Source organism: Roseomonas sp. CAU 1739 (genome assembly GCF_039839775.1).
Lineage (GTDB): Bacteria > Pseudomonadota > Alphaproteobacteria > Acetobacterales > Acetobacteraceae > Neoroseomonas.
In genome coordinates this window covers 285,200-299,048 of the sequence record NZ_JBDOQQ010000005.1, presented here as the reverse complement: position 1 = coordinate 299,048, position 13,849 = coordinate 285,200, and the positions used below count along the sequence as shown (strand labels likewise).

The following is a 13,849-nucleotide window of genomic DNA, read 5'->3' as shown; positions in this document are numbered from 1 at the left end:
CACACTCGATCCGTCCGGCTACGACGCGGGCAAGAAGGTGGTCGGCCGCAAGCGCCACCTGCTGACCGACACCATCGGCATGCTGCTTGCGGTGATCGTGCATCCCGCCAGCGTGCAGGATCGAGACGGGGCTGAGCCGCTGCTGCGCCAGGCGCGACGGCTGTTCCCTTTCGTCGAGCGCATCATCGCGGATGCGGGCTATCAGGGGCCGAAGATGGCGGCGGCGGTCGCTCGCACAGGCCGGTGGAAGATCGAGATCGTGCGACGCTGCGACAGGCACAAATTCGTCGTGCTGCCGAAGCGTTGGATCGTCGAGCGCACCATCGGCTGGATCAGCCGCAACCGCCGCCTCGCCCGCGATTTCGAGCGGCATTGCCGCATCGCTGCCGCCTTTGTCCGCATGGCCATGATCCGCATCATGCTGCGGCGCCTCGCCGCAACGCCCTCAATGTGAATCCAAACTTCCCGGATGGGCTCTAAGGGCTATCCGACACTTCTCGGGCCAAAGATCAGGTTCGTTCAATCAGCCTTCAGAGGATGCGGGATACTGGCACCCCTTGCCGCCCGCGGGGAGGAACTTCTCGGGCGAGTTCGCGAGGTAGCTGCGGACCGCCATTGGCTCGTCCATGCCATCGAGGCGGCCGAGCCTGGCCGCGGGCTTCAACTGGAGATGCTAAAGTACGAAGAATCGCGCCTCGATCGAGTGAAACGGAAACTAACCCGCCTCGACCTAACGGAGATTCCTGGCCGCGCTCAACGCCTAAACAACGAACTGGGTGACCTCGTTTCCGAGATCATCAATGCCGCACCCAAAGCAAAATGATGATCGATGTCGAGTCCGCCTTCCGGATTGACGTACAAGTGTTCGCTCTCGAAGTACGGATTTCGGGCAAGTGGGGTTCGAACCAGAGCAAGTGCCGACCGCGCTGAAACCGGCCCTCTACCTAGGTTTTTGAGTTCCGTACTAAATCGCCCAAGTCAGGAGGTCCGGAGAGAAATGGCCTCCGGAGAGCGATTTTCGGGCGTCTCCGCGACAAGCCAGTCAACAGGTCTGCCCCGAAAACCCCAGGAAACCTGCCACTCAGCGCGGCGCTCGGTCAGGCGGAGAGTGCGGCTCGTATGGGAACTGGCGGAGAGGGTGTCCGCCTAAACTGCTCTCAGGACCATTCGGATCGATTGTGCGAAATACCTCTGTAAGCCGCCGAATGCCTTGGGTGTACGCCGCCACGCTATCAACATTGATCAGTTGCGCTCATCCCCTATCAGGCTCATTATAGGGGACTGATGGGGGATCGATTTGCCCTGTCGAGTATGGCGGAGGGTTCGGGATATGCCTCGGCGCGCGGCAGGCCTCACGGTCATCAAGGCGAAGAACGCGGCACCCGGCCGGTATGCCGACGGCAATGGGCTGCACCTGCTGGTGCGTGGCCCGGACGCGAAATTCTGGCTCCTCCGCTACACCCCGCGGGGCGGGAAGCAGCGCGAGATGGGCCTGGGCCGGTTCGCCACCGACGACGACGACGAGCGCAAGCATGGCGGCCTCACCCTGCGCATGGCGCGCGAGCGCGCATCCGAGTTGCGGGCGATCATTCGAGCCGGCGGCGACCCGATCGAGCAGCGCCGGGTGGTCGAGGCAGCGGCTGTCGCACAAGTGCGAACCGATGCGCCGCGCCTGTTCTCCGATGTGGTCGAGGACTTCCTCGCGTCGCGCGAGGCCGGCTGGAAGAACGCGAAACACGCCGCGCAATGGGCCATGACGCTGAAGCAGTATGCCGGCCCGCATATGGGCAAGGTACCGGTTCGAGACATCGACACGACGCACGTCCTGGCAGCGCTGCAGCCCCTGTGGTCGAGCAAGTCTGAGACGGCTTCTCGCCTGCGTGGCCGGATTGAAAACGTGCTCGACTTCGCCCGGGTCAAGGGATGGCGCGAGGGTGAGAACCCAGCGCGCTGGAAGGGCCACCTGGCCGTGCTGCTGCCGGCGAAGTCGAAAGTGGCGAAGGTCGAGCATCACTCCGCGCTGGATTGGCGGGAGGCCGGGGCGTTCATAGCCGCGCTGCGGGCGATCGACGCGGTGTCGGCCCGGGCCTTGGAATTCGCGATCCTGACCGCGGCGCGCACCGGCGAGGTCATCGGCGCGACGTGGGGCGAGATCGATATCGCGTCCGGCGTGTGGACCGTCCCTGCCTCGAGGATGAAGGCCGGCCGGGAACATCGCGTGGCGCTGTCCAAGCCTGCGCTGGCGGTGCTTGCCGCGATGGCAAAGGTCCGGGCGTCCACCGGCGGCGATGCCTTGGTGTTCCCTGGCCAGAAGGAAGGCGCGCCGCTGTCGTCCATGGCCCTGCTGATGCTGCTGCGGCGCATGGCTGATGCGCCCGAGGGAGAGCCGCCGCGTTGGCGGGATCCACGCACGGGCGAGCCGATCACCGCGCACGGCTTCCGGTCATCGTTCCGCGAATGGGCCGGCGAGGCGACGCACCACCCCCGCGAAGTGATCGAGCATGCCCTCGCGCACGGGCTGCGGGACAAGGTCGAGGCCGCATATCAGCGCGGCGACCTGTTCGAGAAGCGCCGCGTCCTGATGGACGCCTGGGCCACCTTCCTGGCGAAGAAGCCGGCCGGGGTGACGCAGTTGCGGGCGGCGGAGGCCGCCGGCTGACGAACCGCGCCCGGCGGGCCCGGGCACTAGGGCGGCGCGAGCCGGGCTAGCCCCCGACCCGCGCCTGACCCCAGACGAAGGACTGCCCAATGTCTGAGGCTACCAACACCAATACCGCAACCGATGCCCGCCTGCTCGCCCTACTTGCCGACAGCCGGGCGGCGGAGGACGCGCACGACGTTGCGGCGCGCGCTGATGACGATGCCGGCGTCGCCGCTGCCCTCGCGCGGTTGGAGGCGGTGCTTGGGGCAATGGCCAATACCCCGGCAGCGGGCTGGGTCGGCGTGGCGGTCAAGGCGGCGCGCCTGTGCCGAAGCCTTCGCGATGGCGGCGACCAGTTCGACGGGTTCGGCGATAGCGTCACCGTAGACGATGTGCCGGTTGCCGAGAGCCTCGCCGCCGACCTGGCACGCCTGGCGCCGGGGGTGCGGGCATGATCGCGCCCGCCGCCATCGCGGCGAGGATTGTCCATCGCCTGCCGCGCGAGGACATCGAGACGCTGATCGAGGATCTGATCTCCCACCTCGACGCGTCGGATGGCGACGACGATCTCGATCCGGCGGCTGACGATGATTGCTGCGCGGCGGGCGACGACGATCTCGGCATCGCGATCTACGGCGTGCAGTTCGATAGGCTGCCCGGTGACCCGGACGACGCCGAGCCGGAACCGGAGGCCTTGCCGTAAAGGCTGCAGCCGCCACCGCCGTCCCGCCGCAACGACAGCGCCGCCCCTTGCCGGGCGGCGTTCTGCTTTCCCCTTGCCACGCATGGGCGACCTGTCGACAGCCAGTGATCGGGAACACTGGTTAGGGGCGGGGCATGGCACCGACAGAAGGACGAATTTCGGACGCTTGTGAGGCTTCGGCCGCGGTGGTGGCGGCATGAGGCGCCTCGCCCCGATCCCCGAAATGGGGATTGACGATCCGATTGCCGTGGTGAGCGACCGCATGACGAAGTTCGCCGCGGCACTCGAAGCCGGCGACGCGCAGGTCACACAGTTGGAAGGCATCGTATCGGCGGGTCATCTGGCCCTATCTGCACAGTCGCGGCGGCTGCATGTCGCGTCCCGGGCCGACCGGGGAGCACGCGGCCCGCAGCCGGCTCGCCGTGTCCGCCTCACGCGCCCGGAGCATTTGATCCGGCTCTCCAATGCCGAGCCCTCCATCTTCGATCACCTCGGCGTCGGCCGGCGGTGGGGGCGCGCGGATCTGGTCAACGTACCGCCGGCGCTGCGCGCCGCGCTCGAAATCGGCGAGGACGAGACGCAGGAAGACGCGGATCGACTTGCCTTCGATCGGATCGCGTATCTCTTCCAACACAGGCCGGCATTCGCGCGCGACTGCGTCGGCCTTCGATTGCCCGAAGGAGGGATGCCAGCCGAGACGGTGGGTATCGAACCGCCGCGTCACGCGCCAATCCCCGAGCCGGACACTGAGGGCGGCCGCGCACTGTATCAGGCCGGCTCGGATGCTCATGCCAAGGAACTCGCCGAGGACGGCGGGCCCGCATTCCCCTCCCGCATTGAAGAGGGACGCGCCCGGTCCGCCGGATGGCGGGCGATGCTGAAGGCCCATCGCGAGCGGCGCCGCGCGACCGGCGCCAGCATCGGCGAGGCGCAGGCCGAGCGCGAAGTCGCGTTGCTCGTGCCAGGCTGGGCGTCGGCTGTTGGCCTCAAGCCGGTGCCGCGCTGATGGAAACGGCAGCCCTTGCAGCGGTTGCCGTCTCTGCCGTCGCGGCGGCCGGCACGGCGGTTTACACCGGCCAGCAGCAGGCCGCGGCGGCGCGAGAGAGCGCGGGCGCGCAGGCGGCGCAGTTGGCCGAGGAACAGCGGTCGGCGCGCTTGGCGGCCGAACAGGAGACCGCGGCGAAGCGGCGGGACCTGGGGCGCGTGTTGTCGAGCCTGGATGCACTCCGGGCCGGCCGTGGCCTCGACCTGATGAGCGGTACCGGCGATGTGATCCGACGCGACAGCATGGATCAGGCGGAAGGCGATCTCGCGACCATTGAGGCGAACGCCAACAACCGCAGCCGGCGGCTTGGCCTGGCAGCCGACAGCGCGTTAACCCGCGGCAGGAATGAAGCAAGCACTGCACTGGTGCCGGCTATGGTTCCGCCGTGGGCTCGCTCGCCGGCGGTGTCACGAGCGCCTATTCGGTCACCCGCCGGGCCGGCTCGGGTGGCACGGGGCGGATCAACGAATGAGCGGAGGCGGCGGCGGCCTTCCCGCGTACCGGTCCAGCGCCCGCATCGACCCGCAGGCTCTGATGGACACGAGCACCGGGGGCGGCGGCTCGATGGCTGCCCTCTCCAAATCCTTCAGCGACTTGCAGCGCACCCTCACCGGTGCAGCCCTGGATGCGGCTGACGCTGCCGCCGATCAGCGTTTCGGCGAGGCGCGCCGGGATGCCCTGACCGCCCCCATTCGAGACGAGGCCGGCAACTACACGGTCCCAGAACCGGACTTCACCAGTCGCGCCGGCCGCATGTCCGCGGAGACGATCCTCGGGCGCATCGTGGATGAGGAAACGATTTCCGGCCGCGAGCGCGCCGTGACGATGCGTGCGGAGGTTGGCGGGGATCCGGACCAGTTCCGCGCACGGTGGATCGGCGACATTCAAGGCCGGGTGCAGGGCGTCCCCCAATACGCCCGCGAGCGCGTCGGCCAGGTGCTGCGGCAGATCGGGGTCGAGCACACCAACTCGCAGCGGATGGAGGTGGTCCAGCGCGACCAGCGGCTGACGCAGGCCGGTTGGCAGGACGTGCACAACGCGCTGTCCTCCGACCTTGATGGCCTCGCCCGCGCCGGCAGGCTCGACAGCCCGGAATTCGGGGCAATCCAGCAGCGGCTGCACGCGCACCTCGACCGGGGCGTGCGTGAGCACTTCATCTCGCCGGAAACGCGGCAGGTCACGCTCGACAGCATCACCGAGCGCGTCGGCGGCCAGGCACTGTTCCGCGCCGCGCTGGATCGGCTGGACGCCGGCGAGAACCCCGACGCCATCGCGCGCAGCTTCGAGGAAGAGGCCGACCGCCGGGCCATCCCGCCCACCGCCCGGGCCAGCCTCCGCGGCATGCTGCGCACCGTGTTCAATGAGCACGAGGCGCGCCAGGCGCACGCGCGCAGCGAGTTGCGCACCGACCTCGAGGATTGGCGGAACGTCACTGCCAGCGGGCTCGTGCCATTCGACCCGGCGCAGGGTGTGCGGCTCGCAGAGCGCGCCGAGGCGGCCGGTGATACCTCGCTCGCGATGCACATCCGGCGCCAGCAGCAGGCCTTCGCCGAAGTGGCGTCGGCCAGCACCGGGTCATTGCCCGACCTGCGCATTCGCCAGAATGCCTTGGTTGAAGAAATGCGCGCCGCGCGGACCCGGGAGGAGCAAGCACCGATCCTCGATCGCATCCGGGCACTTCGCGCAATGGATGAGGCGCGGACGCGGCAGATGCGGGATGATCCCTTCGGGACTGCCATCCGCGTGCATGCCGGGAAGTCCGGCGTGGGTGATGTGCGGCCGCTCGATTTCAGCAACGCGCAGACGTTCGGGGATCAGCTGCAGCAGCGGGCCAGCGTCGCGCGGCTACTCGGTTCGATCGAGCGCATGCCGGACATGCCGGTGATGACGGCGGCTGAAGCGGAGAGCCTTGCCGGCGTCATTCGCGATGGCGGCCCCGCGGCTCAACTCGGACTGCTGACAGGGCTGCGGCGCCTCCCCGTGGATACCATGCGCCGCACGCTGAACGCCCTGGTTCCTGGCGAGGGCCGGCAGCAGGATGCGAGGGTCGGTGCGTTCCTGGTTGCAGCCGCCCTCACCGATCGCGACCCGCGTGCGAGTTCCGAAATTGTGAACGGCATGGAGCGGCAGCGGCTCACCCCGATCGCGGCGCTTCAGGGCACCGCGGTAGACGACGCAATCATGACCCGCATCGGCGGTGCGTACCGCGCGAATGGCAACGCGCTTGCCGCCATCAATGCCGCGGCACGAGCCATCTACACGGAACGCGCCTCGTCCGGCATCGATCCGTCGCAGGGGCCACGCAGCAACCTCGATACCCCCGCCACCACGCGCTTCGATACCGGCCTGATGGCTCGGATCCTGGATCAGATCGCGCCGACCGTTTCCTGGAACGGCGGATCGATCCCCGCGCCAGTGCGCGACGGCCGCCCGATGACGGAGGCGCAAGTCGCTGACGCGATGGCAGGGCTTCCCTCGCACGTTCTGGCCGGTGCGCGGGCGGCGAATGGGTCGCCCGTCACGGCAAACCACATCCGCGGCTTCGGCCAGTTGGTCGCAATCCGTGAGGGCCAGTACCAGGTCATCATCAGCGGCTTCCCCATGCGGCGCATTGATGGCAGCCCGTTCACCCTCGATCTCAACCAGCCCTGGCCGGACGCGCCCGACGACTTCCGCCAGTTGCTTCGCCAGGGCGAAAGCGGCCATCGGGCGGGCATCGTCAATCGTGAGGGCTTCGCCGGCCTCTACCAGTTCGGCACGGAACGGCTGGCCGAATTGTCCTACTATCGGCCAGCGCCCGGTGAGGGTCGCAACGGCTGGCGCGGCACCTTCACCATCCCGGGCTTTCCCCAGGTGCGGACCTTGCAGGACTTTCTTGCCAGCCCGGCGGCGCAGGAAGCGGCGGCCGAGGTCCACTTCTTCGACATTGACGACGCCATCACCCGCCTTGGCACGGCAGGAGCATCGAGGGATCGGAACGGGCTGCGGGCGGCGGCGAACATGGATCGGAACGGGCTGCGGGCGGTCGCGCACCTCGGCGGCGTTCAGGGCATGCGGCGCTTCGTCGAAACCAACGGCGCCTATGATCCAACCGACAGCAATGGCACCAAGCTCTCGGACTATTACCGCCGCTTCTCGGGCAGTGGACCATATCGCGAAGGTGCGAACCGATGAGCCCCTTCGCCGGCTTCGCCGCGGGCGTGGCGCTGATGCTGGTTGCTGATGGCGCGTTCTGCCTGATACTGCCGCGGCTGATCTGCGAGGCCTACAAGCGCCGCGCCCTGGCCGGCGACACCGCGACCAAGGCGCGCGGCTTCTGGCTGCTGGGCGCGGGCACGCTCGGCCTGCTGGTGGTGGCGTTCCTGTGAGTTCGGCGGCGTCCTCACGAGTGGGGGCGCCCTACGCGGTCTGGCGATACCCGCGGCACCACAGCGTCTTGCAGAGGCTGCGAACTTCAGAAGCCCATCGCCGCCGGCACGGAACGCTTGAGCCCGAACCGGCGCTGGTGAACATGCAGCCGATCCCGAGCGTGCAGCACCGGCAATGCCAGTACATCGCCGGCGATCCGCGTGTGGATGCGACAACCTGCAGCGCGCCAACGATGCCTGGCCGGTCGTGGTGCGCGTCGTGCGCCGCGAAGGTCTACGCGATCGCCGCGCCGGAGTGTGGCGCGTGAGCAACGCCGCCGCGGCTGCATCGTGAAATCGGTGGTGCACCACTGGTGCAGTCACAGATGCGCTGCCGAACATCGCTGAATTCTATTGCGAACTCGATGCTCGACCTCTCCCTTAGAAAGGGAGTTCTCGACCACATTTCGCATTCTTTCCTGATGACAGCCGCGAAAACTCTCTGCTCTATCAGCAGCGAGCAATAAGGGTCGGTCGCGATCATATTGTTATTGACGCCGCGACCCTTGCTCTGGACAGCCGAATTGTCGTCTCCAGGAGGACACCTTGACGGACACGAATGCGAAGGACGCGAAGTCCGAGGCCATGACGCCGATCCTTGTCCGCGTGAAGCGCGCAAGCGCTCTGCTCGATCGTGGGCAGACCAACGTGCGGCGCATGGTGAAGGAGGGCGAGCTTGAGGGCGTGAAGTCCGGAAATCTGCTGATGATCACCGTGGCCTCGATACACGCATACGTCGCTCGCTTGCCGAAGGCGGGGACAACGCCGCCGCCGGCCGCTGCAATGCGCGCCCATGCCGAGCGTCGCCAGAAGCGCGCCGAAGCATGAAGGCGTGCGCCGAAGAGCAGATCGCCGCCGCTGCGCTGGCAGCCTTGCGAAAGGCGCAGGAAGTCCGTCACCGCGAGGGGTTGTCGGCCGACGCCGTCGAAGCGGTGGCACTTGATGAGGCGCGGCGCTCCGCGTGTCCGTCGCTCTTCTGGCCCGTCCTCAATTTCGGCGATGACAAGATCCTGCTCGTACTCGCCGATGGGCTGGCACGCTGGGCCGTCGCGGCCTCGGCGGTTGCGCCCGATGCGGACATGTTCGTGCCGCCCTGGCCGACGTTGGTTCCGGAGGACCGCCCCATGCACTGAAACGCCCGCCGCGGCTGGGCATGCCGGGCGGGCGCGTAACAGGGGACACGGAGAGGTGCCGGTGGGGCCGGCGAGGTGCAACGTCCAGATGAGACGCCACCGATGCAAGCCCCGCCTGCGCCCGAAAGGGGGTGACATGGCGAACGACACTGACGGGCAAGGGCGAGCGGCGGGGGCGCCGATGATTGAGGCGGCGCGGCTGTACGAGAAGGTCAGCGCGAAGGGCACGGCCTATTGGACCGGCCGCATGGGCGGGCTGAAGCTGCTGATCTGGGCGAAGCGCGACGGCCAGGCCGGCGATCATACCCACGTCATGATGGTGACGGCGCCGACGCCGCGGGACGGTGGGCGATGATGGCGCCGCCCGATAGTCGCGCCCCGGTCGCCGATTGGCGGTCCTGGAACTTCGCAGTCGAGCTCGAGCACACGATCCCGCATCAGATCGCGCTGCCTGACCTCGATGAAGAAGGCGTGCGGCTCGCGCTGGGACTGGTGGCCGATCGCTTCACGCCAATCGGAAATAGCGTCCTCCGCATCGAGCGAGCCGGCCGCCCGGGGGCGATCCGTCTGGATCTGCTGACATTGCAGTGGGTGGCGGACCCTTGCGGCACGCAGGGCCATGGGATCCTTGAGGCAGCAACCTGGCTGAGGCGGCGAACGCTGATCGGGACTGCATGCATGCTTGGCCTGGCCGTCCCGTTGCTACGACGGGGGCGCTGATGGACGCCGGAAGCATCGCCGAAGGCATCATGACCCGTGCGCCAGCGGAGCATCTGCGTGGGCGCCTGTTCGGTCGGTTGCGCGTGCTGTCCGTCGCGGATGCCAGTGAAGCCCCAGCCCGGCTGTACCTTCTGCACGGCCTAATCGCCCCTGCCGAACTCTCAGTCTGGTGGGGTGCGCCCAAGTGCGGGAAATCGTTCCTCATGCTTCGCGTCGCCTATGGCTTGGCGCGCGAGCGCGGCATGTGGGACCGCAAGGCGCGACCCTGCCGCGTGCTCTATGTTGCGGCCGAGGGTGAGGGCGGCTTCGCCCGTCGCTTGGTTGCTGTCCGGGATGAACTCGGCGACGCCGGCGACGCATTCCACTACATCGCCCAGCGCGCCACCGTCGGGCCGCCTTCTGATGATCTCGAGGCCATCATCGATGCCGCGACCGCGTTGCGCGCCAACCTCGTCGTGCTCGACACCCTCGCTCGCACTTTCGGCGATGGGAATGAGGACAAGGCCCAGGACATGGGCGGCTTCATCGCAGCAGCGGACGAAATCCGCGAGCGATCCAAGGCACATGTCGCCATCATCCACCACGGATCGAAAGATCCCGGCGCGATGACGCCGCGCGGTTCCGGTTCGCTGCTCGGCGGCGCGGATCTTGTCGTCAAGATCGCCAAGGGCGCAGCCGGCGCGCCCAGCACCGCGACAGTGACGGACAACAAGGACGACGAGGAAGGTGTTGTGCTGCCCTTCACCCTGCGCGTGGTGGACATGGGCACCGACAGCGATGGCAACCCCCGCACCACCTGCCTTGCCGATGAAGCGGAGGCCAGCAGCGGGAGGACGGCGCGGCCTAAACTCAACACGAACCACGCCGCCTGGCTGAGCGACATCAACGACATGATGCTGGAGGGCGCCGCCGTTGAGCGCAGCCCACTGCCGGGCATGAAGCCAAATCTCACGCTGACCCGTGAACAGGTGCGCGACGGATTGCGCGTCAGAGGGCGCTTTGAGGCAGAGTCTCACGCGCCTCTCACGGCCAAAGACCGCGCCCGACTTCGCGACACGCTGAATGCCTTGAAAGACAAGAAGGTCATTGGCCTCTCCGATCAACTTGTCTGGCTTCCGTGAGACGCGTGAGAACCGTGAGAATTTCTCCGGCGCTATCCCTGTCGCGTGAGTGAGGTGAGCCCCCCCTTATAAGGGGTCACACATCTCACGCGCGGAGCGGGCAGGCCGGAATGGATCGTCCTTGCAGACGCTACGCCCTCTCTGGATGGTCCCCGACATGGCCCGAAAGCGACGCAACCCAGTGGCACGTAGCCCCGGCGCGACCAACCTCACCCCGAAGGAAGCCGCGCTCGTCCGCGTCATGATCGAGAGCGCGTCCGAAAAGAAGGCCTTCCCAACCCGCGAGCAACTCGGAACGCTGGCCGGGTACGGCACAGGCGAAGTCGCTCGCACCTCCGCCTGTCGCGCACTTGCTCGCCCTCATGTCCGGGAAGCCATCCAGGAGGGCATCAGGGAGGTTGCAGGCGTGGACGTGGCCGCCATGTACCACGTGCTACGGAATGCCGCCGTGAAGGCGCCCAGCGCGCGGGACAAGATCACCGCGGCGTCCAAGGTCCTCGACATCGCCGGCCTGACCGGTGCGGGGCCACAGGGGCCAGCGGTGGCCATCCAGGTGGTCTTTCAGCATGGCGGGGGATCGCGGCTTGCGCGGCTCGCTGCCGAGGCCGGCTTTCCTGCCATCGTCGAACGCCCGCCCATCATCGAGCACCAGCCGGAGGATGCACCATGACCACCCGGACCACCCCCGAAGCCCGCGCCTTCATCGCAGGCCTGGACGCCCGATCCGAGGTTCAGCGGATCATGGCCTCGCCCGAGTACCGCGCCGGCGACCTGGCAGCCCATGCCAAGGTCCGCGCGCACTTCCTCGAAGCTTATGGCGAAGGCTCGCCGGCCGGCACAGCGATGGGCCCCGGCGAGGTGCCGGCGAACCCGTTCGGGCGGTAGGCGGATCGGTCCTCCGCCCTGATGCTAGGCAGCAGGCCGCGTCGGTGAAGCGGTGCCCATCCATCCCCTAACCCTCCCCTGCGCTGGGCGAACCGTGCCGGCGGGAGGCCTGGCCGGCGGGTGAAAGACGCACCCCCTCCCCCGGGTCAGTCGATCGGTCGCGACGCGAGGGGTGGGGTCAAAAACCGCGCGCGCTGTCCTGCAGCCGGGCGCCACGCACAATTTTCCCCGCAAAAGTCAGGCGACAGGCTGACGATGAGGATCGCGCCTCGCCAAAAATTTCCCACCCTTCAAAGCCCGAGGGTCGAGCAATAACTCGACAATCGCTCTAGAGAGCCCCATGTTGCGTCTATGGATTGGGGTTATCCCGGTCGGCGAAGGGGCTTCGGGACGTTTGCCCCGGGCCCTTTCGCTTTTTAGGGCGGGAACCATTTCCATCCCCCTGCGCTGATTTTAGGCCGCAGTGCCTCGAATGCGCGGTTTTGATGCAAGGGGCGCAGCACATGGAGGCCGCAAGGTCGCGCCACCAAGTCCGCGATTTGCAGGCCTGCCGCGTTTGCGTCTTTCCGGGCAAAGATAGGCTCGAAGCGGCAGTATGAAAAATCCCGCTTCAGATACCCCCAGTTCGCGCCGTTCGCGGCGATGCGGCGGAACTCGAGTTCAAGTTCTTGATCCTCAGCCTTGCCGCGACTCTCGAAAACCACATGCACCAGCTTCCCGGATTGGCCGTGAGCCTGAAGGCAAACGAGCAGGCGCTCCATGCAAAAGCGAAGCGCAATCTCGTAGGGGTTCCATGGGGTCTGGTACTTCTCCTTGAGCCGCGCCTTGTCGATCACCGAGACGCACAGCTGAAACTCCGCGTCCTGGATCAGCTTGAGCAAATCGCCCATGAAGTCGTCGTTGGTGGTCGGGTCCGCCAAGATCGAGAACGGCCCAAGCTTCTTACGGATCTCTCGTTCATGGAACACCACTTGATCGTGACCCCAATACGCGAACTTCAAGCGCTGGAGCGCCGGCGAAATCGCGTCGATGTAGGGCTCGCGCTTCATGATGACGAATGCCAAGACGAAGACGGGATACCCGATATCAATGTTCGTGAGGCCGTGATCCCCGCTCTCGTCAGCGTAGACCACGAGGTCCGCGATCTCGGATGCCTCGACCCTTTTTCGTGACAGTGGACCCCTCCTGAATACTGCCGATTAGAGTATTCGTGCGCGACGGACATTGCACGCCCTTGCGCGTGTCGTCCCGCGGAGGTTAGGGTGCATTGCCGGCCCGCCGGTTGGGGCTCTTGCAGCACCACATCGCACCGCACCGCATCGTCCAATGACCATCATCGGAGATGTGAGATGCAACCGATCTATCAGCCGATCACTGTCGATTTCGCGCCGCTGACTGCCGAGCAGCAGGCGGCATTCTGTCGTGCGCGCCTGCTGCAGTTGGTGGAGGTCAAGCCCGCCGAACTCTCGGCCAATGAGCAACGGCAGCTGCTGCAGGAGCGATCCGGACTATCCATGCGGCTGCACCTGTTGGGCGCCTAGGTTGTCCCGAGGCGCAGGTTCAGGCCTGCGCCTCCACAGGCCGCAGCGAACGCGACGTGCAGCGCGATGCCACGCGTGGCGAGCGGATCCCCGAGCCGGTGCTGGCCGAGGTGCGCATCGGGGCAGAACTGAAGGCGGCGCAGGAGCGGGGCGAGGTGGCGACGCAAGCCGACCATGGAGCCGGTATCCAAGCGAGTGTCCGAACTGCGGACACTCGGCCTGCGACCCTCCCAGAGATCGGCATCCCCCGCCAGCGCGCCGCCGAGATGAAGAAGCTGGCCGAGGTCCGCGCAGGTTTTCCGGGGTGCTGAGGCCGTAGCGTCGTGGATTGCTCCGAACCTATCCGTCCTCTCGCTCGCGCTGTTCGGCCTTTGCTGCCTTTCTGGCGCAGTAGTCGCCTATGGAGGCGCAGGCGGCGCCGAAGCGGTTGAACACCCAACGGACGAAATGGACCGGCGACGGCTCCAGGGCGAATTCGGTGCGAATGTCATCGAGTTGTTTCTCGGCGCGCTGGTGAAGTCGCAGGGTCTGTTCTTCGAGCCCCGAGATCCTGTCCCGGTCGGGCTTCTGTGGCATTTCGCTTCTCCATCTGCCTCCCGTTTAAGGAGGCGACGATGTTACCGCGTCGGTCCTTGCCCCGGCAGCGAAAAGGC

Annotated in this window: 18 protein-coding genes; 16 read left to right on the top strand and 2 right to left on the bottom strand. The window is 67.1% G+C overall.

All coding sequences use genetic code 11. The features are described from left to right. From AAFN86_RS11640 to AAFN86_RS11575, 14 genes are all read left to right on the top strand, one after another. The coding region (locus AAFN86_RS11640) for an IS5 family transposase (RefSeq protein ID WP_347543482.1) at nt 1–454 on the top strand (454 nt) is incomplete at its 5' end. An 876-nt stretch (nt 455–1,330) separates the two neighbouring features. Next, nucleotides 1,331–2,659 (top strand): phage integrase central domain-containing protein, encoded by a 1,329-nt coding sequence (locus AAFN86_RS11635; RefSeq protein ID WP_347543481.1) that lies wholly within the window; start codon nt 1,331–1,333, stop codon nt 2,657–2,659. Between the two features lie 89 nt (nt 2,660–2,748). Then, nucleotides 2,749–3,096: a hypothetical protein gene (locus tag AAFN86_RS11630; RefSeq protein ID WP_347543480.1), complete on the top strand. Its 348-nt coding sequence runs from the start codon at nt 2,749–2,751 to the stop codon at nt 3,094–3,096. Then, entirely contained in the window at nt 3,093–3,344 is a 252-nt protein-coding gene (locus tag AAFN86_RS11625) for a hypothetical protein (RefSeq protein WP_347543479.1), read from the top strand. The genes AAFN86_RS11630 and AAFN86_RS11625 overlap by 4 nt, the downstream gene beginning before the upstream one ends. Before the next feature lie 196 nt (nt 3,345–3,540). Continuing rightward, nucleotides 3,541–4,350, top strand: coding sequence for a hypothetical protein (locus AAFN86_RS11620; RefSeq protein WP_347543478.1), 810 nt, complete (start codon nt 3,541–3,543; stop codon nt 4,348–4,350). A 507-nt stretch (nt 4,351–4,857) separates the two neighbouring features. Next, nucleotides 4,858–7,563 (top strand): hypothetical protein, encoded by a 2,706-nt coding sequence (locus tag AAFN86_RS11615; protein ID WP_347543477.1) that lies wholly within the window; start codon nt 4,858–4,860, stop codon nt 7,561–7,563. After that, nucleotides 7,560–7,757 carry a hypothetical protein gene (locus AAFN86_RS11610; protein ID WP_347543476.1) on the top strand — a complete coding sequence of 66 codons (198 nt, stop codon included), beginning with the start codon at nt 7,560–7,562 and terminating at the stop codon, nt 7,755–7,757. Before AAFN86_RS11615 ends, AAFN86_RS11610 begins: the two co-directional genes overlap by 4 nt. Before the next feature lie 624 nt (nt 7,758–8,381). Continuing rightward, complete coding sequence (locus AAFN86_RS11605) at nt 8,382–8,624, top strand: helix-turn-helix domain-containing protein (RefSeq protein ID WP_347543475.1); 243 nt, start codon at nt 8,382–8,384, stop codon at nt 8,622–8,624. Further along, the gene (locus tag AAFN86_RS11600) at nt 8,621–8,929 is read left to right on the top strand and encodes a hypothetical protein (RefSeq protein WP_347543474.1); all 309 of its coding nucleotides are present in this window, start codon (nt 8,621–8,623) and stop codon (nt 8,927–8,929) included. Before AAFN86_RS11605 ends, AAFN86_RS11600 begins: the two co-directional genes overlap by 4 nt. Before the next feature lie 136 nt (nt 8,930–9,065). After that, nucleotides 9,066–9,284 carry a hypothetical protein gene (locus AAFN86_RS11595; protein WP_347543473.1) on the top strand — a complete coding sequence of 73 codons (219 nt, stop codon included), beginning with the start codon at nt 9,066–9,068 and terminating at the stop codon, nt 9,282–9,284. After that, nucleotides 9,281–9,649, top strand: coding sequence for a hypothetical protein (locus AAFN86_RS11590; RefSeq protein WP_347543472.1), 369 nt, complete (start codon nt 9,281–9,283; stop codon nt 9,647–9,649). Before AAFN86_RS11595 ends, AAFN86_RS11590 begins: the two co-directional genes overlap by 4 nt. Beyond that, nucleotides 9,649–10,770, top strand: a complete 1,122-nt coding sequence (locus AAFN86_RS11585) for an AAA family ATPase (RefSeq protein WP_347543471.1) — start codon at nt 9,649–9,651, stop codon at nt 10,768–10,770. Before AAFN86_RS11590 ends, AAFN86_RS11585 begins: the two co-directional genes overlap by 1 nt. 157 nt (nt 10,771–10,927) lie before the next feature. After that, entirely contained in the window at nt 10,928–11,440 is a 513-nt protein-coding gene (locus AAFN86_RS11580; RefSeq protein WP_347543470.1) for a hypothetical protein, read from the top strand. Further along, a complete protein-coding gene (locus AAFN86_RS11575) occupies nt 11,437–11,655 on the top strand; it encodes a hypothetical protein (protein WP_347543469.1) in 219 nt (72 codons plus the stop codon). The genes AAFN86_RS11580 and AAFN86_RS11575 overlap by 4 nt, the downstream gene beginning before the upstream one ends. Before the next feature lie 416 nt (nt 11,656–12,071). Here AAFN86_RS11575 and AAFN86_RS11570 read toward each other — a convergent pair whose 3' ends face one another. Then, on the bottom strand, nt 12,072–12,788 hold the full coding sequence (locus AAFN86_RS11570) for a DUF3800 domain-containing protein (protein ID WP_347543468.1): 717 nt from the start codon (nt 12,786–12,788) through the stop codon (nt 12,072–12,074). A gap of 216 nt (nt 12,789–13,004) precedes the next feature. Here AAFN86_RS11570 and AAFN86_RS11565 point away from each other — a divergent pair, with 216 nt between their 5' ends. Both AAFN86_RS11565 and AAFN86_RS11560 read left to right on the top strand, forming a co-directional pair. Beyond that, nucleotides 13,005–13,196, top strand: a complete 192-nt coding sequence (locus AAFN86_RS11565) for a hypothetical protein (RefSeq protein WP_347543467.1) — start codon at nt 13,005–13,007, stop codon at nt 13,194–13,196. Nucleotides 13,197–13,252: 56 nt separating this feature from the next. Next, nucleotides 13,253–13,507: a hypothetical protein gene (locus tag AAFN86_RS11560; protein ID WP_347543466.1), complete on the top strand. Its 255-nt coding sequence runs from the start codon at nt 13,253–13,255 to the stop codon at nt 13,505–13,507. A 28-nt stretch (nt 13,508–13,535) separates the two neighbouring features. Here the strand turns inward: AAFN86_RS11560 and AAFN86_RS11555 are convergent, their stop codons facing one another. Next, nucleotides 13,536–13,772 (bottom strand): hypothetical protein, encoded by a 237-nt coding sequence (locus AAFN86_RS11555; protein ID WP_347543465.1) that lies wholly within the window; start codon nt 13,770–13,772, stop codon nt 13,536–13,538. Between the last annotated feature and the right edge of the window lie 77 nt (nt 13,773–13,849).

Excerpts from the sequence above, each read along its gene's own strand:
- AAFN86_RS11610 (WP_347543476.1), top strand. The coding sequence starts at position 7,560 with ATGAGCCCCTTCGCCGGCTTCGCCGCGGGCGTGGCGCTGATGCTGGTT.
- AAFN86_RS11600 (WP_347543474.1), top strand. The coding sequence starts at position 8,621 with ATGAAGGCGTGCGCCGAAGAGCAGATCGCCGCCGCTGCGCTGGCAGCC.
- AAFN86_RS11585 (WP_347543471.1), top strand. The coding sequence starts at position 9,649 with ATGGACGCCGGAAGCATCGCCGAAGGCATCATGACCCGTGCGCCAGCG.
- AAFN86_RS11555 (WP_347543465.1), bottom strand. The coding sequence starts at position 13,772 with ATGCCACAGAAGCCCGACCGGGACAGGATCTCGGGGCTCGAAGAACAG.
- AAFN86_RS11605 (WP_347543475.1), top strand. The coding sequence starts at position 8,382 with ATGACGCCGATCCTTGTCCGCGTGAAGCGCGCAAGCGCTCTGCTCGAT.
- AAFN86_RS11630 (WP_347543480.1), top strand. The coding sequence starts at position 2,749 with ATGTCTGAGGCTACCAACACCAATACCGCAACCGATGCCCGCCTGCTC.
- AAFN86_RS11635 (WP_347543481.1), top strand. The coding sequence starts at position 1,331 with ATGCCTCGGCGCGCGGCAGGCCTCACGGTCATCAAGGCGAAGAACGCG.
- AAFN86_RS11615 (WP_347543477.1), top strand. The coding sequence starts at position 4,858 with ATGAGCGGAGGCGGCGGCGGCCTTCCCGCGTACCGGTCCAGCGCCCGC.
- AAFN86_RS11620 (WP_347543478.1), top strand. The coding sequence starts at position 3,541 with ATGAGGCGCCTCGCCCCGATCCCCGAAATGGGGATTGACGATCCGATT.
- AAFN86_RS11590 (WP_347543472.1), top strand. The coding sequence starts at position 9,281 with ATGATGGCGCCGCCCGATAGTCGCGCCCCGGTCGCCGATTGGCGGTCC.
- AAFN86_RS11565 (WP_347543467.1), top strand. The coding sequence starts at position 13,005 with ATGCAACCGATCTATCAGCCGATCACTGTCGATTTCGCGCCGCTGACT.
- AAFN86_RS11580 (WP_347543470.1), top strand. The coding sequence starts at position 10,928 with ATGGCCCGAAAGCGACGCAACCCAGTGGCACGTAGCCCCGGCGCGACC.
- AAFN86_RS11625 (WP_347543479.1), top strand. The coding sequence starts at position 3,093 with ATGATCGCGCCCGCCGCCATCGCGGCGAGGATTGTCCATCGCCTGCCG.
- AAFN86_RS11575 (WP_347543469.1), top strand. The coding sequence starts at position 11,437 with ATGACCACCCGGACCACCCCCGAAGCCCGCGCCTTCATCGCAGGCCTG.
- AAFN86_RS11595 (WP_347543473.1), top strand. The coding sequence starts at position 9,066 with ATGGCGAACGACACTGACGGGCAAGGGCGAGCGGCGGGGGCGCCGATG.